Source organism: Sporomusa sp. KB1 (assembly GCF_007830295.1).
Classification (GTDB): Bacteria; Bacillota; Negativicutes; order Sporomusales; family Sporomusaceae; genus Sporomusa.
This window is the reverse complement of record NZ_VLKC01000001.1, coordinates 245,376-270,442: the sequence shown is the minus strand read 5'-3', so window position 1 is coordinate 270,442 and position 25,067 is coordinate 245,376. Positions and strand designations below refer to the sequence as shown.

At 41.1% G+C, this 25,067-nt stretch carries 20 protein-coding genes, 1 tRNA gene and 1 riboswitch; of the genes, 16 read left to right on the top strand and 5 right to left on the bottom strand.

Annotated features, from left to right (window positions below; genetic code table 11):
- Positions 1 to 5: 5 nt before the first annotated feature.
- The gene (locus tag SALPA_RS01170) at positions 6 to 1,181 is read left to right on the top strand and encodes a mandelate racemase/muconate lactonizing enzyme family protein (RefSeq protein WP_145088666.1); all 1,176 of its coding nucleotides are present in this window, start codon (positions 6 to 8) and stop codon (positions 1,179 to 1,181) included.
- Between the two features lie 569 nt (positions 1,182 to 1,750).
- Here the strand turns inward: SALPA_RS01170 and SALPA_RS01160 are convergent.
- Entirely contained in the window at positions 1,751 to 2,650 is a 900-nt protein-coding gene (locus SALPA_RS01160) for a LysR family transcriptional regulator (protein WP_145088664.1), read from the bottom strand.
- A 693-nt stretch (positions 2,651 to 3,343) separates the two neighbouring features.
- Between SALPA_RS01160 and SALPA_RS01155 the strand changes: the two genes are divergently transcribed.
- The 6 genes from SALPA_RS01155 to SALPA_RS29400 all read left to right on the top strand — a co-directional run bounded on the left by SALPA_RS01155 (position 3,344) and on the right by SALPA_RS29400 (position 9,716).
- A complete protein-coding gene (locus tag SALPA_RS01155) occupies positions 3,344 to 4,633 on the top strand; it encodes an MFS transporter (RefSeq protein WP_145088662.1) in 1,290 nt (429 codons plus the stop codon).
- A 61-nt stretch (positions 4,634 to 4,694) separates the two neighbouring features.
- Complete coding sequence (locus SALPA_RS01150) at positions 4,695 to 5,831, top strand: uroporphyrinogen decarboxylase family protein (RefSeq protein WP_145088660.1); 1,137 nt, start codon at positions 4,695 to 4,697, stop codon at positions 5,829 to 5,831.
- Positions 5,832 to 5,918: 87 nt separating this feature from the next.
- Positions 5,919 to 7,385: an S-layer homology domain-containing protein gene (locus SALPA_RS01145; RefSeq protein ID WP_186450843.1), complete on the top strand. Its 1,467-nt coding sequence runs from the start codon at positions 5,919 to 5,921 to the stop codon at positions 7,383 to 7,385.
- Positions 7,386 to 7,538: 153 nt separating this feature from the next.
- Positions 7,539 to 8,651, top strand: coding sequence for a uroporphyrinogen decarboxylase family protein (locus SALPA_RS01140; RefSeq protein WP_145088656.1), 1,113 nt, complete (start codon positions 7,539 to 7,541; stop codon positions 8,649 to 8,651).
- A 106-nt stretch (positions 8,652 to 8,757) separates the two neighbouring features.
- Positions 8,758 to 9,528, top strand: coding sequence for a methyl-accepting chemotaxis protein (locus SALPA_RS01135; protein WP_145088654.1), 771 nt, complete (start codon positions 8,758 to 8,760; stop codon positions 9,526 to 9,528).
- Between the two features lie 44 nt (positions 9,529 to 9,572).
- Positions 9,573 to 9,716, top strand: a complete 144-nt coding sequence (locus tag SALPA_RS29400) for a hypothetical protein (RefSeq protein ID WP_222427799.1) — start codon at positions 9,573 to 9,575, stop codon at positions 9,714 to 9,716.
- 205 nt (positions 9,717 to 9,921) lie between these two features.
- Here the strand turns inward: SALPA_RS29400 and SALPA_RS01130 are convergent, their stop codons facing one another.
- From SALPA_RS01130 to SALPA_RS01120, 3 genes are all read right to left on the bottom strand, one after another.
- Positions 9,922 to 11,487: a DHA2 family efflux MFS transporter permease subunit gene (locus tag SALPA_RS01130; protein ID WP_145088652.1), complete on the bottom strand. Its 1,566-nt coding sequence runs from the start codon at positions 11,485 to 11,487 to the stop codon at positions 9,922 to 9,924.
- The gene (locus tag SALPA_RS01125) at positions 11,484 to 12,539 is read right to left on the bottom strand and encodes an HlyD family secretion protein (protein WP_145088650.1); all 1,056 of its coding nucleotides are present in this window, start codon (positions 12,537 to 12,539) and stop codon (positions 11,484 to 11,486) included. The genes SALPA_RS01130 and SALPA_RS01125 overlap by 4 nt, the downstream gene beginning before the upstream one ends.
- Positions 12,540 to 12,660: 121 nt before the next feature.
- Entirely contained in the window at positions 12,661 to 13,269 is a 609-nt protein-coding gene (locus tag SALPA_RS01120; RefSeq protein WP_145088649.1) for a TetR/AcrR family transcriptional regulator, read from the bottom strand.
- 253 nt (positions 13,270 to 13,522) lie between these two features.
- Here SALPA_RS01120 and SALPA_RS01115 point away from each other — a divergent pair, with 253 nt between their 5' ends.
- The 9 genes from SALPA_RS01115 (at position 13,523) to SALPA_RS01075 (ending at position 23,939) form a co-directional block, all read left to right on the top strand.
- The gene (locus SALPA_RS01115; protein ID WP_094606845.1) at positions 13,523 to 13,813 is read left to right on the top strand and encodes a helix-turn-helix transcriptional regulator; all 291 of its coding nucleotides are present in this window, start codon (positions 13,523 to 13,525) and stop codon (positions 13,811 to 13,813) included.
- Between the two features lie 41 nt (positions 13,814 to 13,854).
- On the top strand, positions 13,855 to 16,323 hold the full coding sequence (locus SALPA_RS01110) for a CoA-disulfide reductase (RefSeq protein WP_145088647.1): 2,469 nt from the start codon (positions 13,855 to 13,857) through the stop codon (positions 16,321 to 16,323).
- Between the two features lie 488 nt (positions 16,324 to 16,811).
- A complete protein-coding gene (locus tag SALPA_RS01105; protein ID WP_145088645.1) occupies positions 16,812 to 17,702 on the top strand; it encodes a sensor domain-containing diguanylate cyclase in 891 nt (296 codons plus the stop codon).
- Positions 17,703 to 17,937: 235 nt separating this feature from the next.
- Positions 17,938 to 18,108: riboswitch (M-box (ykoK) riboswitch) on the top strand.
- Positions 18,109 to 18,282: 174 nt separating this feature from the next.
- Complete coding sequence (locus SALPA_RS01100) at positions 18,283 to 19,569, top strand: magnesium transporter MgtE N-terminal domain-containing protein (protein WP_186450842.1); 1,287 nt, start codon at positions 18,283 to 18,285, stop codon at positions 19,567 to 19,569.
- 2 nt (positions 19,570 to 19,571) lie between these two features.
- Positions 19,572 to 20,846 (top strand): Nramp family divalent metal transporter, encoded by a 1,275-nt coding sequence (locus SALPA_RS01095; protein ID WP_145088643.1) that lies wholly within the window; start codon positions 19,572 to 19,574, stop codon positions 20,844 to 20,846.
- Between the two features lie 118 nt (positions 20,847 to 20,964).
- A complete protein-coding gene (gltX, locus tag SALPA_RS01090) occupies positions 20,965 to 22,437 on the top strand; it encodes a glutamate--tRNA ligase (RefSeq protein ID WP_145088641.1) in 1,473 nt (490 codons plus the stop codon).
- Positions 22,438 to 22,505: 68 nt separating this feature from the next.
- Positions 22,506 to 22,580 (top strand) — tRNA-Glu (locus SALPA_RS01085).
- 241 nt (positions 22,581 to 22,821) lie between these two features.
- Positions 22,822 to 23,280, top strand: coding sequence for a hypothetical protein (locus SALPA_RS01080; RefSeq protein ID WP_222427798.1), 459 nt, complete (start codon positions 22,822 to 22,824; stop codon positions 23,278 to 23,280).
- A gap of 122 nt (positions 23,281 to 23,402) precedes the next feature.
- Positions 23,403 to 23,939 carry a nucleoside-triphosphatase gene (locus tag SALPA_RS01075; RefSeq protein WP_222427797.1) on the top strand — a complete coding sequence of 179 codons (537 nt, stop codon included), beginning with the start codon at positions 23,403 to 23,405 and terminating at the stop codon, positions 23,937 to 23,939.
- Here the strand turns inward: SALPA_RS01075 and SALPA_RS01070 are convergent, their stop codons facing one another.
- On the bottom strand, positions 23,940 to 24,923 hold the full coding sequence (locus SALPA_RS01070) for a hypothetical protein (protein WP_145088639.1): 984 nt from the start codon (positions 24,921 to 24,923) through the stop codon (positions 23,940 to 23,942).
- Between the last annotated feature and the right edge of the window lie 144 nt (positions 24,924 to 25,067).

Below are 25,067 nucleotides of genomic sequence, written 5' to 3'. Positions count from 1 at the left end.
TATAAATGAAAATTACGCAGGTAGAAGTATTTCATGTGCATCTACGTAAAAATTCCGGGCAACGTCCTATTTTAGTAAGAATTGATACCGATGAGGGGATCTTTGGCGTTGGGGAAGCGGGTATGGCTTATGGTGTAGGCGGAAGTGGCGCAGCTGGTATGATTAAGGATCTTTCCCGGCTGATCTTGGGATTGGACCCATTTAATACGGAATTTATATGGGAAAAATTCTTCAAAAAAACTTTCTGGGGACAAGGCGGGGGAACTGTTGTTTTTTCTGGAATGAGTGCACTTGATATGGCACTTTGGGATATTAAAGGAAAAGCATTGGGATTGCCATTATATAAACTTTTAGGCGGAAAGTGCAGGAATGATCTCAGAGTATATGCTTCACAAATTCAGTTTGGCTGGGGTCTGGAGCGGAAGCCGAAGGGACTAAAAGAAGAATATGCAGAAGAAGCCTTGAAGGCTGTTGCCCAAGGATATGACGCCATAAAAGTTGACGTGTTGGCACTTAATCGTAAGGGAACTAATGAAAATGTGCATTTGGAAGGCCCATTACCCAATTCGGTAATTCAGATAGGCGTGGAACGTGTGAAAGCAATTCGCGAGGCAGTTGGCCCGAATGTTGATATCATTATTGAAAATCATGCTAATACGGATATGGTTAGTGCAATTCAGTTTGCGAAAGCGATTGAGGAATATAATATTTTCTTTTATGAAGAAATTAACACACCTTTGAATCCCAAATTACTGCAAAAAGCCAAAGAAAAGATCAATATTCCTATAGCTTCAGGTGAAAGAATATATACTCGCTGGGGGTATTTACCTTTCTTTGCTGATCGTTCTATTGATATAATTCAGCCTGACATCGGTTCCTGCGGTGGCTTTTCCGAATTCAAAAAAATCGCAGATATTGCACATGCCTATGAGGTTACAGTACAAGCGCATGTGGCCGGAACGGGTGTAGCAGAAGCGGCAGCGTTACATGCTGAAACAGCAATTCCTAATTTCTGCATTCATGAACATCACCAAAAAACTTTATTACCTGAGTATGTTGAACTGTGTGTTCATAATTATCAACCAGTAAACGGACGCTATACTGTTCCGGAACTTCCAGGTATAGGACAGGATTTCACGGAAAAAGTATTTACGGATTCAGATAGAATATTGATTAAGTAAGGCTTGTTGCCCTAAAACCCGCGAATTTCGCGGGTTTTTTGTTTATCCAATGGAAAGTATAACTTTCCCTGGACAGAACAACTTCGATTCGTGGAAAAGTATGGAAGACAAATTCGACCTGTTGTACGGAAAGAGGTTGAAAAGTTTCAGCATTGTGGAGATCCCACACTGGATGCTTACGCATTATGGCATCTATGGTCGAAGAATCCGGGGTATATGCAGTAAGATTCTTGGGAAGTGGCAGGAACGAGTGAAGCGATACATTACATCTGTCTGGGCTGTGAAAAACAAGAAGAAATCCCCTACCAAGTGGTAAGGGACTTTGATAGCAGGATAATACAAGGGATCTAAGCTACCCTCCGCAATTCAGATGTGAATCCTGTGGCAAGGCAATGTATCCACGATATTACAAAGATATTTACAAAGGAGTCTATGGATTTGAGTACCGAATTTCGGATGTACTCGAAGCCATAGGACCGCGATAGCGGTTTTTCTTATAGCCTGTTGGATTTAAGTTAAAGAATCTGCAAAGTTTTTATAAACGCGATTGAATTCATACTACTCTTAATCTAGTTGCTTTTATCAATAGTCTCAAGCATGTTAAGAAAAAGTGAAATTGCAGGATTATGGCGGTTCTTTTTCCATTGAGCGACGATATTACTATAAGCCTCTTTGCCCTGCATATCAACGAAAGAGATACCCGGGTGGGTATAACGCGTTAGCGTAGGATTTTTGGACCAGAAGGAAATACCAAAGCCTGCTTCAACTAGCCATAATACACCGTCCATTCGAGTCGTTGTAGTTGATATAGATGGTAAAAACCCGCGTTTTTCACAAAAGGCATTGAACCACTTAATACCTTCATCAGATTCTGCTGCAGACAACAAAATAAATGATTCATTAGATAAAGCAGCAATGTCGATAGAAGGTTCACCAGCGTAAGGATGATGACTGGGCATCAGAAAGCATAAAGGAACTCTATAAATCAAGCGCTGCATGAATTTGTTGGGTTTTAATTCGTTTCCAAGTATTACTACAAAGCCGAGATCTAATTCTTCAGATTCTAAAGCGGTTTCTATCATTCTAAGAGTAAGTAATTGCAGGTCTATACTTATTTGAGGATAAAGAGAATGGAATCTTTTTAAAGCGTAAGGGAAAAAGGCACTTTCTCCCCCGAAGCAACCGATTTTTAAACTTCCACGTATTCCGCGGTCGGCTTGACGGGTTTTTTCTATAATATCAGAAACTCTGTCGAGGAGGTTAACGCTTTCTCTTAATAGAGTTTTACCTGCTGCCGTTAATTCAAGAGAACGGTGATGACGAATCAGCAATTCGACGCCCATCTCTTCTTCAAGATCAGCAATGTGTTTGCTTAGTGCTGATTGACCTATGAATATACGTTTGGCAGCCTCAGTAAAACTCAAACATTGTGCCACCATTATAAAGGAACGTAAATGTCGGATATCCATGCTTACCTCCTAACTGATTGCTGTGAACAATGTAAGCAGCCACAATAAAATGACAGATGTAAATAGGTAATTGGTATCATTGTTTGGAAAAATTATTGGAATTATTAGAAATTGATGAATAATATTAGAGTGAATATTATTCGATTACAATATTTAGTGTTTGCCAAGCAAGCGTTACTTTTCCGTCCAATTTGCATACCTAAGAATGGGATAAAAGATCATAAATTATATATATATTCGTCAAAAACATCCTTAGACCTTTGCATTGCTAACATTTACAGAAAGAAAAAAGTGAAAAATGCTGCTTTAGGCAAGGTATTTTAAAATGGTAATTTGATATCATAGTTTGGAATAGTCGTTGGGTTTAATAGAATTTGACGAAAAGTATCTGGCAGGACTATTATATGATTCATAAGAATTTTTCGACAAATTAGTCGCTTAAGGCAAAATCCCAAAATGTCAAAGCTAGGATTGCTGCCACTACGGATAGATAGCAATAGCTTACGTAATTGTACTCTTTTTCCTGGTTCTAGTCATTGAATATGGCAAGGAATACGGAACTTGGCACTTAAAAAGGAGGTGAACAGGCTGGTTATTGGTGCAGCAAGACTGATAAGGGAACATAAGAGTTTTGTAGCTACTTCTTATTCGTTTGGTGGACAACTATATAGACAAAAAGGAGTGTGGTAAACAGTGGGAGATACACAGAAGTTTTATGGGTGGAAGATGCTGGGCGCCTTGTGGTTTTTATACTTCCTGAACATGGGTTTTCCGCTTTATGGTGGTGTTATTGCTAATACTTATATGCTAAAAGAGATTACCATGGATAGGTCAATCTTTGGTTTATCGTTTACTTTGTATAATTTCTTTGTGGGCGTTCCCTCATTTTTGGTTGCTTCATCAATATTTAAGTGGGGCATCAAAAGCACCTTTTGTATTGGCATAGGGGTTATGATCTTCGGTGGTTTGCTAATGACTTTCTGGGTATCCGAACCATGGCAATACTTGGTTGCCTATGGTTGTATTATTGGAATAGGGCAATGTTTTTGTACAATTGTTCCGATGTCTACAGCTATCACCAGATGGTTTGTCCGCTTTCGGGGAAGAGCAATGGGGATTGCTTTGACGGCATCCGGTTTTTCAGGGTTTGTTGGTGCTCCAATAATTAATAAAGTACTGGAGGCTAATGGAGGCGATTGGCGGCAGGCTTGGCTTGTTATTGCCGGTATTATTGTTGTAGCGGGAATTATTGCCTACGCTTTCATAAAAGAACGTCCTGAAGATTTGGGTCAATTGCCAGATGGTGTGGCGGCTGATATTCAGGCAGGACAAACAGCAAAAAGCAGCCCAGTTAGCAGTCAAGCTGTATGGACTCCGGCACAAGCGTATAAAACGGCAGCGTATTGGCTTGTGGTAGTAGGGTGTATTGGTTGTTCTTTTCCGTTCTATTGGGTAATCGCTCACATGGTATTATTTCTAAAAGGAATTGGCATTGCGCCTGCAAACGCTGCTTGGGCTATGGGGCTTTACACTATGGGGGGGATCGGCGGACGATTAGTTGGCGGCTGGTTAATGGATAAAATGCCTCCTCGCTATGCATTTATTTTGGGTCTGGGCTCTACAATTGCTGGCAGCGTGTTGGCTCTGTTCTTAAACGCAAACCTAGTGCTGATGTCCTATGCTGCTGCAATTTTGTTAGGTGCCGGTTTCGGTTGGACATTTTCCTGCATGAATGCTATTCTCGCTAATTTCTTTGGACCGGCTCCGTTCGCTAAATTATTTAGCATGCTAATGGTGATATCCACTATTATCTGCGCACCTTCCGGATTTATTGGCGGAAAAATATTCGATATCTTTAAAAGCTATACTCCGGCAATAGAGCTAAATATTGTGTTGTGTGTCATCAGTATTATTGCGTTACTATTTGCTAAGGCTCCGCAATTGAATAATGCTGATTCAAATCAGTCAATTAAGGTAAGATAGTAAAACTATAAATAATGTTGTCAAAAAATTAAATATATATTTTAAACAGGGGGAAAAGAATATGTCAAAAGATATTATGACCGCTGAGGAGCGAATTGTTGCTTCCATTAATCTTCAGCCAGTGGATCGGGTAGTTTGTGCACCGATCATTGAGCAAAATGCCGGACAATTTGCAGGAATGACAAATAAGGAATTTATTTGGAATTGGGATAAAGCGCAGGAAGCTATTCAAAAATTTTGGGAAGCGTTTCCTGTCTGGGACAGTAATGCTTACATGTTACATGGACGTATTGCTCAGGTAGCAAAAAAATGTGGTCCGGGAAGATTTAGGATGCCAGGTGCTGAATTGGAAGACAATGCCCAATATCAAATCCATGAATTCGAGGCTATGACTCGCGAGGATTATTCCATAATTAAAGAAAAGGGGTGGACGGAGTATCGGCTTACTTTTCTGGAACGCGCTCATCAGGTGAGTCGTGAAGAGGTTTTAGCAGGACAGAAAGAAATGGCCAGACTCCGTCAGGATGAAATTGAACGTAGTTACGCCCGGGGTCAAAGTTTAACTTGGGGCGCTATTATGGGGACACTTCCTTTTGATGCACTTTCTATTTGCCGTTCGATGGAACGATTTTATAAAGATACGTTTCAAATTGGCAGCGAAATAGAGGAATTACTGTTGATCGTTAATGACGCAATCATTGCCGGATCTGAGGCGGCAGTGAAGGCTACAGGGGTTAATCGGGTGTTTGTTGGCGGAACAAGAGGTTCAGGTCAGTTTATTGGAAAAAAACAATTTGACCGGTTTGTTTGGCCGCAATTAAAAACCATGGTTACGGCTTTGGTCGAAAAAAATATTGTGCCAATTTTGCATTTTGATTCCGACTGGACCAAAAATCTTGAATATTTCTTGGATCTGCCAAAAGCTAAATTTGTTTTAGAATTGGATAGTGCTACTGATATTTTTAAAGCACACGAAATTTTGAAAGGTCATTGTGCGATTAAAGGAGATGTAGGCGCATCATTATTTACAGTAGCTTCTCCAAGTGAACTTGACGAGTACGCTAAAAAGCTTATGACTACCTTCCGTAATGGTGAAGGATTGCTGTATTCCTCAGGCTGCAATATGCCAATGAATTCAAAATTAGAGAATGTAAAAGCCTTCTTTGATGCTGTTGAAAAATATGGAAGGTATAACTAACATCCATTAAATTATATCGCTATTGCTATTGCCTTGAAATTCTCTATTCTAACATATATATACGTATATATAAGGAGAGCGATGTTTATGAAAAAAACAAGAGAAATGATAAAAGCAAAAAGTTTGCTGGCAATTGTCCCGTTAGCTCTAATGTCTTTTACAATGACAGGAACGCCTACGGTAATCACGCCTGTTTACGCGGCTACAACTCCATCCTTTAGTGACGTTCCTGCTGGTAATTGGGCTTATGATGCAGTGGCTAAGTTAGCAAAAGCTGGAATAGTAGATGGGTATAGTGATAAAACATTTAAAGGCGATAGAACCATGAGTCGCTATGAATTCGCATTTATTGTTGCCAAAGCAATGGACAAATTTGAGGCAGCTGATGAAAGTAATAAGCAACTGATTGACAAATTGTCTGCTGAATTTGCCAGTGAACTTAACCGTTTGGGCGCAAGGGTAGCAAAAGTGGAAGCTAAAACAAATACCTGGGTGAGCGGGGAAACCCGTTTCCGTTATTTGGGTAACGATCCCAAAGCGGGCGGAACAAAGATGCATGGTTCAGACCGCTTCGACTTCCGCCAACGAGTTAAACTTAATGGAACCATTAATGATGACGTTTCCTGGACAGCGCGACTTCTGATAACAGGTAAAGCAGGAAATTACAACAACGCAACCGATGGAAGCAACGCTGCTTTTGATATATTTGCTGTAACTGCCAAGGATACTCTCGGTTTTGATAAAGTCCGTATTGGCCGTTTCCCATTGGATTCCTTTACGCATGCTATCTTTGGTAAGGCAGTGGGTGTTGACGGTATTCGCATTGACAAAAATATAGGTAAAGTATTATTTACCGGCGCGGTAAACAACGTTAAGAGCAATGTTAATCAAAATACAGGTACCGGGGACAGCGGCGATGCCAAAACCCTTACTACCGCTCAATTAACGGGAAAATTAAATGATAAAACTGGCTGGAAAACTGGTTACTACTGGTCAGATGTTCCGGGTACCAGCACTGCAGCGGGAACAGGATCACTTAATACCAATGTTGGTTCTTTTGCTCAGTCTAAAGGCTGGACAGCCGGCTTTGATGCCAAGGTGGGTAACTTAATGCTTATTGGGGACTATGTTTCAACAAGTCTTACCAATGCAAGAGGACTCCCATCATCACCTAAAGGCTGGGCAGTCGAACTTTCAAGCGCCGTCAATCAGCCTCCGGCCTTCTTCTCAGTGAAAAATCTTGTGGATTATAAGAAAAAGGGCGATTTCGGTTGGTCAGTTGCCTATCGGAGTATTGACGCGGGTGCAGTTCCTTCCGGTGCCGGTGGATTTGACGCCCAAGCCGTTAGCTATGCTACAGATCCCTACTCCACCATCATAAAAGGTACGGATAACATAAAAGGTCTTTTTGTAGCTTTTCAAAATACAATCAGCAAAAATGTAATCTGGACGATTGAGGGACAAGATCTTAAGATCAAGAATAAAAACTTAACCGGTTTGAGTTCCAATGATCTTGGTAAAACCTACATGACCAAATTTGAATTCTATTACTAATTAATGTTAGTTAGTTTAATGGGCTCCGACCCGCTCGGGGCCCCATTAAACATTATGTGCAACAATATACTGCAATAAAAGGTTAGTGATTTTGTGGTTTAGACATTATTGTAAGCAGTCGCTTTTGACTAATTTATTTGTGAGGGATTTTAAATGAAAAATAGTAATGAATTATATGTCAAACATTTTAATCGCATTACAAATGCCATTGAATTGGGTACGCCCGACCGTGTACCGGTGATACTGGCTGCGGACTCTTTTTACGCCCGCCATATGGGGGTTCCATTGGCTGATTATATTAATGATTTAGAAACTGCCAGCCGTACTAACATAGCATCTATTGCCCAACTCGGAGAGGTTGATGGGGTTGAATATTTAGTTCCCGTTATCAGGGCGTTAGGTATGGCATCTATGGCAAAATTGAAACTGCCCGGCAGAGAACTGCCTGTTGATGCACAGTGGCAAATTGACGAAATTAATCCGATGAAAATCGAAGACTATGATGTAATCATTGACAAGGGTTTTAACGCCTGGTCACAACAGATTTTTCAAAATGAGTTGAAGCAGTCTTGGGATGATTTTCTATGGCATCGGTCCGCTAACTGGTCAAAAATAACAGAAAACTACAAAAATGCCGGTATTGTTCCGGTCAGTCCAGCAACTACTGCACCGCCGTTTGACCGTCTTTCCAATGCACGTGGGATGGCAAATTTACTCACAGATTTATATCGCGTTCCTGATAAAGTAGAAGCTGTAATCAAGATAATGACCGAAGAGATGAAGGAAACAATCAAGACTACAATCGCTCAGACAAAACCATTCGCCTACTTTATTGGTGCCACCCGCTCCGCAACGGAATATATGTCGAAGAAGATGTGGGAGCGTTTTTGCTTCCCGAACATTAAAGAAATCGTCGAAACAGTTGTAAATGCAGGTTCCTACCCGCTGTTACACTGGGACAATAACTGGGATCGTTCGTTAGAGTACCTAAAAGAACTACCTAAGGGCAAATGTATTCTTGCTTCTGACAGCAATACCGATTTGTTTAAAGCAAAAGAGGTGCTTGGTGACCATATGTGTCTGATGGGTGACTTACCTGCAGCCAAGCTCACATTAGGAACTCCCGAGGAAGTGTATGACTATAGCTGCAAGTTGGTCAAGGACCTTGGGCCTAAAGGCTTTATTCTTGCGGTTGGTTGCTGTGTTCCCCTCAATGCGAAAGTAGAGAATATAAAAGCTATGATTTCCGCAGCTACCGGAAAATAGATTTTATAGTATATAGTATGTATTAGCTAATCTTGACTTCGAAAAGAGGCGAAAAATCATTAAAAAACTAGAGTCTATTATTGTATCTGCCGAAGCATTCTGTGCTTTGAATCCTTACGACTGTCATGCCACTGTAACAGATGTCGAAGGAAAAATCCTTTGTTATATTCCTGCCAATACCTATGATACTGGTTTGAAAGTAGACATGATATTAAACCAAGGAACTACCATTCAGCAATGTATTTCTTCAAGGCAGCAATTGAGTGCGATTCTTCCGGAACATTTATATGGGGTAAAGCTCAAGATAGCTGTTGCCCCGATTATTGAAGAGGATGGATCTGTTTCTGGAACAATAGGCATTGGAACATCCATGAAACTACAGGATTCAATCCATGCTGCTGCCAGGTCAATTTCTGCAACTGCTGAACAGATAAATTCTACTGCCGGAGAATTGGCTACGACGGCGGTTAAGCTTGCCGAGAATATAAACAAAGCAAAAGACGTTGGGCAAACGGTATTGGGGCATATTGGTAAGACAGATAATATCTTGCAGTTTGTTAGCGAGGTGGCTGATAACTCAAACCTATTAGGACTTAACGCTGCTATTGAAGCTGCTCGGGCTGGAGAACAAGGGCGCGGCTTTGCAGTAGTTGCCGATGAAATCCGTAAAATGGCGCTTAACAGTTCTCAATCGGTTAAAGATATCAAACAAATATTGCAAACTGTCCAGAATGATACTCAATCAGTGGTACAGATCATTTCAATGACTTCAGAACTTGGCGAACGGCAGGCTGCAGCCACCGAAGAAATGTCTGCTACTATGCAACAATTGACAGCAATTGTTACAGAACTCGAGAAAATTGCTAGCGTAACATAAAAACTAAGCTGAAATTAGCAATCTGGTAATATAATTTGATTGGATTGCAGAAGGTTTTGCAGAACTATGGAGTCATTACGACAGCTCTCTTTCAAAGCGCTTCCCTAATTATTGGTATTTTTGGTTCTGCCTTATTTCTTGGTGAAGAATTGACTGGCGGCATTTTTATGCGCTTTTCCTTGTTATGATTGGTGTTAGCTTAGGGACTGGTATCCTCGAAATGTCAGTACCATCTTGGTTTAAAAATAGATCATAGTTCTTAACTATGATGGTTTCGCAATATCACAACCAATCTAAGTAAATTATGGCCTTGAACCTTATGAGATAAAGGTTCAAGGCCATAATTATTTCCGTTTCATACAGCAGCTTATGAAAGATCATCACTTTTCTTTATTAATGTGACTCAACAGGAGATCCTTTTTTGGGTGGTCTATTGGTTGGCATGAACAGAGCCGCAATCCCTAAAACAATTAATAGGACAGCAACGAAGTTATAAGCGTCCCGGTAGGCAAGAATACTAGCTTGATGAAGAAGATCCTGATATATTTTCCCCATAGCCTTTGTTGAGACCAGAGTGGATGGCACCCCTAAATTCGTCATTACCTGTGTGTAGGTATCAAGTGCGTAGCGGTAACCGGCATCAGCCATTGTCAAATGCTGCACTAAATAGGATTGCTGAATTTGTTGACTGTGTATAAGTTTATTGGTTACCAACGCAATGCCAATGCTTCCCCCCAGATTGCGCGTAAGAGAAATAATCGCCGAAGCATTGCTACTATTTTCCGGAGAAATTTTCGAGAAGGCAAGCGTACTGGCTGGCACAAACAAAAAGGGTAAGCCGAGAGTTTGCAGGATGCGTACAAAAACGAAGGTACTATAATCCGTCTGCGGAGTTATAAGGCCGGTAGCCCACATACCAAAGGCGTTAATCAGCATGCCTAAGGAGATTAAATACTTTGCTGGAACTACATTAACCAGTTTGCCGACGACCGGCATCATAAAGAGGACTACGATTCCGCCTGGCGATAGGAGGAGGCCGGACAAGGTGGCGTCATAGCCAAAGTTGGCCTGTACCATCATCGGTAACAGCGTGGTGCTGCCATATAAAGCAAAACCGACGAAGAACATCATAACACAGGGCATACCAAAACTGGGTATCTTAAAGAGCTTCAGTTCGACTACCGGACGTTTTTGCTGCAATAACCAATAGATTGCCAACACGAGACTGATGGCAGATATAACGGCAAAAAGTATAATAAACGAACTGTCAAACCAGTCTTCCTGCTGTCCCTTATCTAAAACAATCTGCAGCGCCCCGAGGCCGAGAGCGATTAGTCCAAGACCAATATAATCAATGGAATCGACAACTTGTTTTTGCGCACTGGGCGGGTCTTGTACAAGAACTTTGACCAGAAAGGCGGCTAACAGGCCGACAGGTACATTCATGAAAAAAATCCAGCGCCAGTTATAATTATCGGTGATATAGCCGCCCAGAGTCGGCCCCAGTATCGGCGCCAATACTGTCGTTATACCTGTGATAGCAAAGGCCATCCCCAATTTTTCAGGGGGAAAACTATCTTTAATGATGGCCTGCTGGGCTGGTTGCAAACCACCGCCTGCCAGCCCCTGCAACAATCGAAATATAATTAGCATGGGGAGTGATGTCGCAATACCGCACATAAATGAGGTAAATGTAAAGCCAATGATACAAAGAATGAAGAAATTTTTACGTCCCATAAGACCGGATAACCAGCCGGATAGCGGCAAAACAATACCGTTGGACACAAGATAAGAGGTTAGAACCCAGGTACTTTCCTCTGAACTTGCTCCAAGTGAACCCGCAATATGTGTAAGCGCAACATTGGCAATGGTCGTGTCCAGCACTTCCATAAAGGCGGCAAGACTGACGGCGATTGATACCCAAATAGGGTTTACTGGCTTGGGAGCCGCTTCGTTCATATCTTTGCTCCCGGGCTTTCAGTATATACAGTAGGTATAACTGACATCCCCGGTCCTAGCGGAAGAGTAGCATCAGGCGGATTGTCAAACACAATTTTTACGGGAACACGCTGTACGGTTTTAACAAAATTTCCAGTAGCATTTTCCGCCGGAAAAAGAGAAAAATGAGAACCGGTTCCTGCTTGAAAGCTATCTATTCTGCCGTGCAATTTCACGCTGGGAAAGGCGTCAATACGGATATCGACAGGTTGACCGGGACGCATATGATCCAGTTGTGTTTCTTTGAAATTAGCAACAATCCATAATTCTGTCCCAACTAGCGAGGCCAATTGCTGGCCTGCCTGGACATAGTTGCCGGTTTCCACGCTGCGTTTGGTAATTCGTCCATCCATCGGGGCAGTGATTTTGGTATTGCCCAGATCTGTTTCAGCTTGCGCTAAATCCGCTTGGGCCTGCTGCACCTGAGCCAAAAGTTGCTCACCAGTATCTTTAGCTGCGGCAATTACACTGGGTGCTGTTTTGGCTGTACGAAGATCGGCATGTAATTTATCCAAAGCGGAACGATCTGCTTTTTCTGTTGCAATTGCTTGATCCAGCTGCTGACGGGAACAGGCACCTGCAGTGAACAAGCTCTCCATACGTTGCTTATCAGCTAGTGATTTTTCCCAGGTTGCCTGAGCGGATGCCACTTGAGCAGCAGAGGCATCAATATTGGATGATGCGGAAACAGTGGTTGTTTCCAGATTATTGTGGGAAGCGTTGGCAGCCGCTTCAGCAGCCACTAATGCAGCTTTGGCCCGATCACGACGGATAATATAGTCAGTCGGATCAATCTCCATAAGAACATCACCAGCTTTAACCAGTTGATTGTCTTGTATATTCAAAGTTTTTACATAACCTTGTACTTTTGGACTTAAAACGACTGTGCGCCCTTCAATGGCGGCATTATCTGTTGATACCTCACCACGGTGAAAATAATAATAGCCACCAGCGCCAGCAATAACTAGCAAAAGAACAGTTATAAGTTTCATGAATTTTGATGGTATTTTCATACAATCTCTCTTTTCCTAAAAAATTATCAATAAACAAACGTTTGTTTGGATCGGCTGAGACGATCATCCATCTTTATAAATCAACTTGTAGCCTTTGTTTTACCTTGTAATTACATAATTACTAGGTTTCCGAGTTCATAATACCGTGCAGATAAATACGAAAGGCATGCGCTACATATTCGGATTCACTATCGGCATGTTCCGGCAAGGGAAAAATTTTGGAAACAAAAGGTTTGGCAATGAAATAAAAGTTTAGAATACCAACTAGCGAAACTGCTGCATATGTAATATTTAAGTCTTCCCTAAGGTAACCTCTGGCAATGCCTTCCCGTAAGGTAGCATCTATAAACTGATAGACCTGCGATAGATGTTTTTCGATAATAGGTGCACCGTATTCTGTGGGATTCGTCACTTCGCTGTATATAAAACGGGATATAAGGGGGCGCAGCGCATGTATATGCGCAATCTGGTTGGCATAAAGGGTGAGCTGCGCGACGGGCGAGGTAGAATCATTTTTTTGTACTTTTCCTATTGCCTGCAGAATGGGAGAAAGTTGTTCTATCAATACGGCCTCGTAAAGTCCCTCCTTGCCGTTAAAATAATAAGAAATAGCAGATACGTTAGTTTGAGCGGCCACGGTCAGTTCGCGTACTGATACAGCGGCAAATCCTTTGACAGCAAACAGTTCTGTTGCAACTTCAATCAATTTTAAGCGGGTCTTATTTTCCATGACAATAACCTCTTTTAGAAATGTAATAGGCCTTGCTTTAATTCAAACAATCGTTTGTTTTATTTGAGTATAGCACTGGTGCTATACATTGTCAATTTTGGGGAGGACAATGATACTTATAATGTTTCAGAAGCCTTGGCGGAATTTCTGTGTGGCAGAAAGTATGACCCGAAGCTAACTGGAAGTAGATTGACATATATATCGTAATATTGTAATATATAAATAAAACAATACAACGTAGAAGGTGATATACATGGATGTTGGTGATCTTTCCCTATTTACTGAAGCAGCGGAACTTTTGAAAGTGCTTGCTCATCCGATCAGGCTATGTATTGTAAAAGGTCTGATTGAAAAAGGTGAATGCAACGTTTCACACATGCAGAATTGTCTTAATGCTCCTCAATCAACAATATCCCAGCATTTACAAAAACTAAGAGCAGCCGGTGTTATCGAAGGTGTTCGCAATGGTTTGGAGATTAATTATAAAGTACGTGATCAGAAAGCAATCGCCTTGGTCGATGTCCTATTTAAAAGCAGGACATAACGATGTTTGTTTTCACTTAAATTTTTAAAGGAGGTATTATCATGGCTAAAAAGGTATTATTAGTTGGTGGAGTTGCCGGAGGAGCATCTGCGGCAGCAAGACTGAGAAGATTAGACGAAACAGCTGAAATCATTATGTTTGAGAGGGATCAGCATATTTCCTTTGCCAACTGTGGCTTGCCGTATTATATCGGACAAAACATCAAGGAGCGAAGTAAGCTTTTGGTGCAGACACCACAAAGTATGCAAGAACGGTTTGCTATTGATGTCCGAATTCATAGCGAAGTAACTAGTATTAATCCTGATCGAAAAACAGTAACCGTAAACAGTAAAGATAGAGGCATCTATGAAGAATCCTACGACTATCTAGTATTATCTCCGGGGGCTAAAGCGATTAGACCGCCCATTCCGGGAATTGACAGCGATAAGATTTTCACATTACGAAATATTCCTGATACCGATACAATAAAAAGTTTTATTGAAAAACAAGAAGTCAGGCAGGCCGTCGTTATTGGTGGCGGTTTTATCGGTGTGGAGATGGCGGAAAACCTAAAAGACCGGGGATTAGAAGTAACCCTGGTAGAAGCAGCACCTCATATCTTGCCGCCTTTTGACACAGATATGGCAGTTATTGTGGAAAAGGAATTGGAGAATAGCAATGTAAAACTTTTGCTAAGCGATGGTGTAAAATCCTTTGAAGATAAAGGCAGCACGATAGAGGTCGTTTTAAATAGCGGTAAATCACTTACTGCTGATACGGTTATTCTAGCCATTGGAGTAACACCGGATACCAGGTTTCTTAAAGGCAGTGGCATTGAATTAGGGGCTAAAGGACACATTCTTGTTAATGAAAAGCTGGAAACTTCCTGTCCAGGTGTTTATGCCGTAGGTGATGCCATTGAAGTTGTTGACTTTGTAACAAAACAAAATGTGGCAATTCCTTTGGCTGGTCCAGCGAACAAGCAAGGAAGAATTGCAGCCGATAATATTGCTGGATTAACTTCCACCTATAAGGGTACTCAGGGAACCTCGATACTCAAGGTTTTCAGTCTAACGGCCGCAAGTACAGGCAGTAATGAAAGAACACTCAAACGATTAACTATTCCTTATAAGGTAATTTACGTGCATCCTGTATCCCATGCCTCCTATTATCCGGGAGCATTGCCATTGTCATTAAAGCTTATCTTTAACGAGGAAGGTACTATTTTGGGAGCACAGGCAGTTGGCTCTGACGGCGTAGATAAACGCATTGACGTAATTGCTACTGTAATTCGTCTTAAGGGGAAAGTATCCGATTTAGCAGAACTTGAACTTTGCTATGCACCGCCTTTTTCTTCGGCTAAAGATCCTGTTAATATGGCTGGCTATGTAGCAGAAAATGTCTTGGCAGGTCGTGTTGAAACGTTTACTTACGAGGAATTGGAAAACTACAATAAAGAGGAAACTCAATTAGTGGATGTCCGAACTGAATTTGAGTTTGAAAATGGCCATTTGGAAGGAGCCATCAACCTCCCTGTTGATAAACTGAGACAAGAGTTAGACAAGCTGGATAAAAGCAAACCAATTCTAGCATACTGCCAGGTAGGATTGCGGGGCTATATCGCATCGCGAATTTTAACCCAACATGGTTTTAACGTTAAAAACATGACTGGCGGTTACAAATCCGCATCCGCACTGCGCTTTAAACCAGATAGTACTACCGCTGTTTCTAAGAAAAAATCTATCATAGATCCTGATACGCAGCTTATTAAAGAGGCAAAATTCCCAACAAAAGACTATGATAAATTATTGGATGTTAGCGGGCTAAGTTGCCCCGGCCCTTTGATGCAAGTTAAAGCATCGATTGATGAAATGGGCAATGGCCAAATCCTTAAAGTAGTTGCCTCTGATCCAGGTTTCTATGAAGATAGTAAAGCCTGGTGCATTCGAACAAATAATGAACTTCTCGATATAAAGAAAGAGCAAGGTCAAATTATAGCCTATGTGAAAAAAGGCAGTGATCCTAAAATTACAAATCAAAGCGTGTCCACCTTACCAATGAAAGACAACAAAACCATAGTTGTCTTTAGTGGAGACCTCGACAAAGCTATGGCTGCCTTTATTATAGCCAACGGCGCGGCTTCGATGGGAAAAAAGGTAACTTTATTTTTCACCTTCTGGGGTTTAAATATTCTAAGAAAATCCGAACATGTTTCCGTAAAGAAAGGCTTTATTGATAAAATGTTTGGTCTAATGATGCCCAAAGGCAGTAAAGAGCTAAACCTCTCCAATATGAATATGATGGGGATGGGGAGTAAAATGATGCGTATGGTGATGAAAAATAAAAATGTAAGTTCTCTCGAAGAACTTATTCAAGCGGCCTTAGCTTCAGGAATTGAGATAGTCGCTTGCCAAATGTCCATGGATGTAATGGGTTTACAGCCGGAAGAACTGATTGACGGCATAAAATATGGCGGTGTCGGTTATTATCTTAACGAAGCGGAAGATTCCAATGTAAATTTATTCATATAAGTCGAATATGGGGTTACAGACAACAAAAACTAGGCGACAACAAAGTGTCGCCTAGTTTTTGCGGCAGGACTGAAGGTAAGTGAATACACCAATGCCGATAAGACCAAGTAGGGAGATTGCCGCTAATAACTCTGGCATAAAGATCCCTCCCTAGCTAAAGCATTACTGGTTTATATATTATATTGCGATTATCAACGTAATGTTACATAAAAACAGTAAGATGAGGGTGAAGTCTGATTAAAAGCTATCGAGGAGGTGGGCGGAGCAAGCAACGGTTTTGGTGCAAAAGAAATAAAAGGTCTGAATGTTATCTATAAAAATCCTAGAGGAATATGTCAGTTATTGGAGAAGTAGTAGATAATATCGTTATTCGTGATAGTAAAACTTCTCTTAGGTAAGCTCCAGTCTATATATTAATTCTAAAAGGAATACATGGTGAAGGCAGTTACTAGCTCACTATTAAAGTAAATCTAAGAGAGGGTGAGATAATGGAACTGGATTTTAAGCAGTACAAATTAATTGTTGAATCAACTCCCAATATGATTTGGCGGGCGGGGCTTGATGCAAAGTGTGATTATTTCAATCGGACTTGGCTAAAATTCACAGGACGTACAATTGAACAAGAAATCGGCGATGGTTGGACCGCGGGAGTGCATCCAGATGACTATAACAAATGTCTGCAGGTCTATCTTGAGTCTTTTGCCAAAAGGGCGCCCTTTGAAATGGAATACCGACTGAGGCGATTTGACGGGAATTATCGCTGGATTAATGATAGAGGCGTTCCCGTATATGACGACGAGGGGGTATTTACCGGCTATATTGGCAGTTGTATGGATGTAACCGAGAAAGTCGAGGGACAATTATTAAAGGAACAGGCTCAAAAAGACGGACTCTGCCATATTTACAATCGCTATTATTTAGATAAGCTGTTGGAACACCATAGTGAAACAGTCCGCCAACAAAGAAGTTGCTTGGCTGTAATAATGCTGGATATTGACAATTTTAAACTGGTTAATGATCGGTATGGTCATGCGGTTGGCGATATAGTCTTGCAGCAAGTAGCCTCAACAATCCTGGAAAGTATTAGCAAAACTGACATATGCGGAAGGTATGGCGGCGAAGAATTTCTTGTAGTTTTGAACAATACAAGTCGAAGCCAGGCGATTGAGGTAGCGAATCGCATTCGAGGTAGAATTGCTGACAAGACAATCAATAGTAATGTAGCTGGAAGTAATTCAGTCTCTGTTACTGTGAGTGGCGGTGTAAGTTATTTTCAAAGGAATGATTCAGTTAAAGACTTTATCCAGCGTGCCGACCAAGGGCTATACTTAGCGAAACGCTCGGGCAAGAACTGTATTAAGACTGTGGATAATGTGTAGTTTACGATGAGCTGGTTGAGGTAGTTTGATAGTACCTTGACTGGTTTTTCTTTTAGTTGAAGAGACTAAAAGAAAGACTTTATCATTATTGTGATATTGGCTATAATATTCATGAATAGTACTGGTGCAATGGCTGGGGCTAAAAATATGGCAAAAACCATTGTAAATTTAACAATATGTTAAATTTCACTGCTGGTATTGACATTCATGCCTGTTAAATCATACACTAAACTAAACAATTCTCTGTTAGGTGAGGCTCCTGCATAAAAAAATGCCACTACCCGGAAACGTCGAGAGACGCCAATGGGTTAACAGGTACTACCGAATTAAGGTTTTACTTAATGTGGCTGAGTAAGAATCCAGCTCTACGTTATGCAGTGCTAAAACTAAACGAGTAGAGGAGGTCGCAAACATTGCTATTCATTGACTAATGATAGGCCTTCTTCAAAACAGGAGAAGGTCTACTTTGTTTTATGCATACTCTGATATCCAAGGAGGTGGTGTTGCAACGAGCAAACGTTCTGCCTGTCGTTTAAAGTAAAATTGATAGGCCGGACCTATGTATATAGGAGGTAATGGTATGACTATGGCAGCGATTATCGGTGAATTTTATTTCAGTCAACTCATGGGCAAACCAATTCTTGACGCGGCTGGACAGCACATAGGTAAGGTAAAAGATATGGTAGTAAAATGGGACAGCGCCGCACCGCGAGTAACTGGAATCAAGTATGGGCGAAATACCCAGGGATTGGTTCCCATAAAGTTTGTATCAGAAGTGAGCAGCAAGCATATACAACTTGCCGGTGAATTTGCACCCCATGTAATGATTCCGCTGCAAGATGATGAAATCTATGTCCGCAAATGGCTGCTTGATAAGCAGATTATTGATTTTAAAGGATCGAAACTGGTTCGGGTCAACGACATAACCCTAACATGGGTAGCGCATGAGAATCAACGGGACTTAGTATTAGTGGCTGTAGATATTGGTTTACGAGGACTATTTAGGCGTCTCGGTTTAGAGTTTTTGGTTAAAAACATGGCGCACAATTTTATTGGCTGGCAGTTTATTAAACCATTGGAAAACCGGACATCCAGCCTGCAGCTTAGCCGTGACAAAGAGCAGTTCAGTCAGTTACATCCCGCCGATATTGCGGACATTATCGAGCAGCTAGATTATAACAGCAGGGCTAGCTTTATTAAAAATTTAGACTCTCGGCAGGCCATTGAGGCACTGGCGGAAATGGACCTGGATACGCAGATCGAAATTATCACCCAGATGGACCAGGAGCAAGCTTCAGATCTTTTGGAGGATATGCCGCCTGATGAAGCTGCCGATATATTAGGTGAGCTTCCGGACGAAAAATCACAAGAATTACTCAGTTTAATGGAATCTGATGATGCTGAGGAAGTTCAGGAATTGATGAATTATCCTGATGACACGGCAGGAGCTTTAATGACTACCGAGTATATCGGATTGTCCGCCAATATTACAGCCGAAGCAGCAATTGAGAAAATACGCGAGCTGGCACCTACTGCTGAGACGATTTATTATATTTATGTTCTTAATGATAACGAAACGTTACTGGGAGCGCTTTCGTTACGTGAACTTATTCTTGCATCGCCACAGGCTAATTTAGGCCATATTATGCATGAAAAAGTGATCTATATACGGCATGATGATAGTCATCGCAAGGTGGCAGACATTATACACAAGTACGGGTTACTGGCCGTTCCCGTAGTTGACGAACAAAGTACAATGCTCGGAATTATAACTGTTGACGATGTATTAGAAATATTGATCCCTGAGCGCGGCAGAGGGGATGTAAGCTCTGGGTACATTGTCAACAGGCGGCTCTGGAGGTGGTGATAGTGAAATTGGTTAAAGGTATTCGCGGGCGTATTAGCATTTTTTTAGCTGTTATGGGGCCAGGTATTGTGACCGCTTTTGCTGATAACGACGCAGGCGGTGTTGCTACCTACGCGGCCGCAGGAGCAAAATATGGTTATACACTTTTATTTACTATGTTTGTTGCTACTGTTTGTTTGGCTATTGCGCAGGAGATTTCCGCTCGTACTGGAGCTGTCACCGGTAAAGGGCTTGCAGATTTAATTCGTGAACAATTTGGTGTACGATGGACACTTTTTGCAATGGTTGTACTGCTTATTGCTAATATAGGCACAACCGCCTCAGAGTTTTCGGGCATTGCCACAAGCTTTGAAATATTTGGTGTGAACAAATTTGTATCGGTCCCTTTAACTGCAGGAGTAGTCTGGTGGCTGGTAGTTATGGGAAGCTATGATCGAATTGAAAAAATTTTCCTTGCTTTGTGCGTAACTTTTTTTAGTTATGTATTGTCAGGTGTAATTGTTAACCCGCCTTGGCAGGAAGTAATAGTTGCCTCGGTAACACCATCTTTCTCCTGGAATGCCGAATTCCTTTTCATGGCGATTGGCGTAATTGGAACAACAATTACACCCTGGGGACAATTTTATGTTCAGGCTTCGATCGTAGATAAAGGGATAATGGCAAAAGATTACGCCTATACTCGCTGGGATGTATTCATCGGCTCTTTCTTCACTGGATTTGTTGCATTCTTTATCATCGTGGCTACAGCAGCAACATTGTATGTTAACAATATATCAATCGAAACGGTAAAAGATGCAGCACTTGCCTTGGAACCACTAGCCGGAAGATACGCGAGCATGCTTTTTGCTTTCGGTTTATTTGGCGCTTCCATGCTTGCGGCGTTTATTTTGCCTCTTAGCACCGCCTATGCTATCTGCGAAGCATTTGGTTTTGAACATGGTATCAGTAAGTCGTATGAAGAAGCTCCGGTATTTTTCGGATTATATACAGCACTAATCGCTATCGGCGCCGCTTTAGTACTGTTGCCTGGATTGTCACTTTATCATGTTATGCTTACCTCGCAGGTGGTAAACGGCGTATTATTACCGCCTATCTTAATCTTTATGGTTTTAATCGCAAGTGATAAGAATATAATGGGGGATTATTCAAATTCACGCCTATACAATGTGGTTGCCTGGGTTTTTACCGTTGTGTTGATTTTACTAACCGTACTTTTGTTAGTTGCTACAGCAGTACCAGACTTGTTGGAATCGGTAATGAATTTCGTAAGAATGTAATACCAAGATATTAATTAAGAAGGTAACTACTCTCCGATATACGTAGAACTGTAAAAAATTACTTTTTCGATTCAATGTGCTATAATAAAATTTACATATATATCGGGGGGCCTGCGTTTTGAATACAGTAAGAGTAAGGTTTGCTCCAAGTCCGACAGGTTATCTGCATATTGGTGGAGCAAGGACAGCATTGTTTAATTGGTTTTTTGCCCGGCAGTGTCAGGGACAGTTTGTTCTTAGAATTGAGGATACGGATACACAGCGACTGAAGAAGGATTCTGTTTCGCAGATTTTGGCCAGCCTGAAATGGCTGGGGATAGATTGGGATGAAGGACCGGAAATAGGCGGTCCTTGCGGACCATATTATCAGTCGGAGCGATTAGATTTATATCGACGAGAGGCACAAAGGCTGGTTGAGGAAGGTAAGGCATATTACTGTTTCTGCACAACCACGGAGTTGGAACATGTCAGAGAAAGTCAGCGGCAAGCCGGCGAGGCATTTAGATATAATGGCAAGTGTCGCGATCTTCCGCTCTCTATAGCTCAAAAAAGGATTGAAGCAGGGGAAAAAGCGGTAATTAGGCTGCAAATTCCAGATAGCGGACAGGTAAAAATCCAAGATTTGGTTCACGGAGAAGTGAATTTTTCCCTCGATCAATTTGACGACCTTGTCATCCTGAAGTCGAATGGTATGCCAGCCTACAATTTCGCCTGTGTTATTGATGATCATGCGATGGCTATCAGCCATGTAATTCGGGCGGAAGAGCATCTTTCCAATACTCCGAAACAAGTGCTGCTTTATAAAGCACTGGGATATGAGACAGTTCAATTTGCCCACGTGGCAATGATTCTTGCTCCTGATAGAAGTAAACTCAGTAAACGTCATGGGGCAACCTCAGTAGAAGAATTTCGTGAGCAAGGGTTCTTGGCACCCGCGATCGTTAATTACTTGACTCTCTTGGGCTGGTCACCAGGAGGCGAGCAGGAAATCTTTACGCCTAAAGAGACCATGGAAAAATTCCATTTAGATAAGGTTTCAAAGAATGCGGCAATTTACGATACAAAAAAACTTACCTGGATTAACGGTCAGTATCTAAGCAGTATGAATCTTGACGATATTACTCACGAGGCGATTCCTTTCTTTCTACGAAAAGGGTTGATTACAGAAGAACAATCAGTGGAGCAGTATAATTTTATCCGGGCTGTTGTCGGTGTCATGCAAGATAGAGTTAAAACGCTGGTTGAATTGACTGAGTCGGTAGACTATTATTTTGGGGATGTCACTGAGTATGATGAAAAGGGTCAGCGCAAATACTTTTCCTCCCCCGAAGTGGGAAAACTCTTGTGTAAGGCGTTGGAGCGTTTGGAACAGATTAAAATTTTTGATGTTATGCATACGGAGGCGGCTTATAAACAGCTGGTCGAGGAACTGGGTATAAAGTCTGGCGAGATCATTCATCCTACCAGACTTGCATTGACAGGAAGAACGGTGAGTCCGGGATTATTCGACGTAATGGCACTTTTGGGCAAAGCTTGTTGCCTGATGAGGCTAAAGCGAGCCATAAGTTTTGTTGGCAAACAAGCTAAATAATTGGAAGTAGCTCTTGCAAAATGCACTATAAAGATGTAAAATCAATATGTATTAGAGATATTTTCTATGGCCCTATGGTCAAGAGGTTAAGACGCTGCCCTCTCAAGGCGGAGACAGGGGTTCAATTCCCCTTAGGGCTACCAAATGAATTTAGCAATTCCTAGCTAATTGTGACAATTGGCTAGGAATTTTTTATTTGTTTAAGAAATTCTAGCTGAAGATAGTAATTTGAATATAAAGTATATCGATATAAGTTGAAAAATATATTAATACATAAGAGGATTCTATTAAACAATTTGCGAATTTATAGACGGGATAGTATTGGTTGATTTGATTATCATGAATGCACTGTCAAGCTTGAGTTACTAGTGGGGAGGTTCACAGGTGGATTACCAAAAGTTAAAGGTACAATGTGATGACGTCAGAAATCAAATAGTAATGGAAGAGTTAGATGACGAAAAACGAAAAGTGCTCATCAAATACGATCTTCATTGTAATTCTGATTTATATTGGGAAAGGCCCAAGGGAAAATATCCCCAAAAAATATTTTTTAGCCACAAATTCGCAAAAAAATCCTCGGTTATAAGGATTATTTTTTATATATACCAATTATGTTTTGCCAAGGTAAAATATTTCGAGCGCAATTGGGATGACTTCCTACCATATATTCATAGTTGGAGAGCAGGATTTATTGAATGTGAATTATATGATATGGAGTTAATAAAACATAAACATACAGACATTATTTTTGATCTCCGGGACTTAAAAAAAATCACCGACATAAAAGAATTTCGTTCTATCTGTGATTATCTTGATGGCCAAAAGAAAACTTTGAATTATTGAATTAGATTGCTCTGGCTGCATATTGCACGTCTTACTAAGGCGTGGTAACATTAGTCGTATCAGTGCTCTACCGTAAAAAGCGGGGGTGTGCTGACTCGTTGTATTCGGAGTCAAAGGGGTCTATGAATAAAATGCATATATTTCTGACGGGTGAAATACAAGTCGGGAAAAGCACGGTAATTGCTAAAACCCTTGCCCAATTGAAGATAATTCCTGGTGGTTTTAAAACGTACTACGGTCCGGACAGGGAATTGCCAAACAAACTGCTGTATATGAATTCTGCCCCTGAACCAAAGCGTTTTGGGGCAGAAAATGTTGTTGTGCGTTTTTCCGAAGGCAATCCCCCTCAGACGTTAACGAAGAAATTTGACAATTATGGCGTTGAACTGATCAGGTCTGCCAGAACCAGCTCAAAGTTGATTTTGATGGATGAATGTGGCAGCTTGGAATGGGAAGCGCTTGCTTTTCAAAAGGAAGTTGTTGATACTCTTGATGGCAATACACCGGTTTTTGGCGTCATAAAACAGGCAAGCAAAGGTTGGATTGATCGAGTCAGAAATCATCCCCAAGTGAAGCTCATCGCCGTTACCAGGGAAAACCGTGATGCTTTGCCCCAAATACTAGTCCGGAAACTTGCTTTTGCTATAGATTTTAGCTAGTTATAATGGTTTAATTGTAGTAGATCGCAGCATAGGACGTTGTTGGCAAAAATTGAATTCTGCATTATATCTTTTGATTAGGTTTGAAAAGGCAATGAGCATACGAAAAGAAGATAGTTCTTCTCGATAATTTTCAAAAAAATTGCTTATTACAAGTTGACGCTGAAAGTGTTTGATTAGTCCGAATTGACGCGTACTTATTTCCCATTGAATTTTAGCGGTTAACCCATTTTGGTTTGCAAGTGGCATGGTGTTTTGTTTGTTACGATAAGTTGGCATTGCTTGAAGAATGTTGTTAATGTAAAAACCATTTTTGCTATAAATTGGCTCAATATGTTTTTGAAGTATTCTAATTCCTTCTTTTAATAAACGGTTTGAGCTAATTCTGGCAAAACTCCAGCCGTTAAACATGTCTATAAATATATGGACATATAAGCTTCCCTTTTTCGCCAACCTTTTTCCGAAAAGACATTTGTAAACAATAAGTTCGCCAGGGCGGCTTGGACGTACATCGCGGTCATGCAATTCAGGATGCATCTTATAGATGAATTTTAGTTGGGTAGCATTTAATTCGTTATTACAGCCTAGAAATATCCGATTTAACAAAATGTTGCAGATCGCCTCACGATTACTTAAACCACACTCTTGCTTTAATCGATACAGAGTATCCATTGTCAAAGTGGGGTTAGTTTTACGGAGTTTGCTATGAAGATGAAAGTCATTTAAATTTGGGTTATGAAGGCAGATAGTTATAAGCTGGTTGTGCATATCTGTAAGTTCTTGTTCGGGGTTGACGGTGAATGGACTTATGTTTCTGTTTAAATCCACCGTGCTTTGGACACTTGAAACATTTGCCTGTAGGTTATTTAGCTTCCTTTTCTGAAATAAAAGTGACTGTGAATAAGCATCGACCAAGAGAACTTGAAAACCACTATCTGCTTTTGGGGAATTAAATAACGATATTGCCGAACCACTGACCGTCATGAATAATCGCCTCCTAATAGTAGTGCCGGCGCGAATGAATATTCATCCGGCCGGCACTTCATTGTGACACCAAACTAGAACTAATAAAACAAAACAAAACTAAAATTAATTATGGTAATAATTATATAGTAATAAGCTGCTGTC

Bases quoted from the DNA above. Each gene is read 5' to 3' on its own strand.
- SALPA_RS01140 (WP_145088656.1), top strand. From the start codon at position 7,539: ATGAAAAATAGTAATGAATTATATGTCAAACATTTTAATCGCATTACA.
- SALPA_RS01145 (WP_186450843.1), top strand. From the start codon at position 5,919: ATGAAAAAAACAAGAGAAATGATAAAAGCAAAAAGTTTGCTGGCAATT.
- SALPA_RS01130 (WP_145088652.1), bottom strand. From the start codon at position 11,487: ATGAACGAAGCGGCTCCCAAGCCAGTAAACCCTATTTGGGTATCAATC.
- SALPA_RS01125 (WP_145088650.1), bottom strand. From the start codon at position 12,539: ATGAAAATACCATCAAAATTCATGAAACTTATAACTGTTCTTTTGCTA.
- SALPA_RS01070 (WP_145088639.1), bottom strand. From the start codon at position 24,923: ATGACGGTCAGTGGTTCGGCAATATCGTTATTTAATTCCCCAAAAGCA.
- SALPA_RS01120 (WP_145088649.1), bottom strand. From the start codon at position 13,269: ATGGAAAATAAGACCCGCTTAAAATTGATTGAAGTTGCAACAGAACTG.
- SALPA_RS01115 (WP_094606845.1), top strand. From the start codon at position 13,523: ATGGATGTTGGTGATCTTTCCCTATTTACTGAAGCAGCGGAACTTTTG.
- SALPA_RS01170 (WP_145088666.1), top strand. From the start codon at position 6: ATGAAAATTACGCAGGTAGAAGTATTTCATGTGCATCTACGTAAAAAT.
- SALPA_RS01150 (WP_145088660.1), top strand. From the start codon at position 4,695: ATGTCAAAAGATATTATGACCGCTGAGGAGCGAATTGTTGCTTCCATT.
- SALPA_RS01105 (WP_145088645.1), top strand. From the start codon at position 16,812: ATGGAACTGGATTTTAAGCAGTACAAATTAATTGTTGAATCAACTCCC.
- SALPA_RS01160 (WP_145088664.1), bottom strand. From the start codon at position 2,650: ATGGATATCCGACATTTACGTTCCTTTATAATGGTGGCACAATGTTTG.
- SALPA_RS01110 (WP_145088647.1), top strand. From the start codon at position 13,855: ATGGCTAAAAAGGTATTATTAGTTGGTGGAGTTGCCGGAGGAGCATCT.
- SALPA_RS01075 (WP_222427797.1), top strand. From the start codon at position 23,403: ATGAATAAAATGCATATATTTCTGACGGGTGAAATACAAGTCGGGAAA.
- SALPA_RS01100 (WP_186450842.1), top strand. From the start codon at position 18,283: ATGACTATGGCAGCGATTATCGGTGAATTTTATTTCAGTCAACTCATG.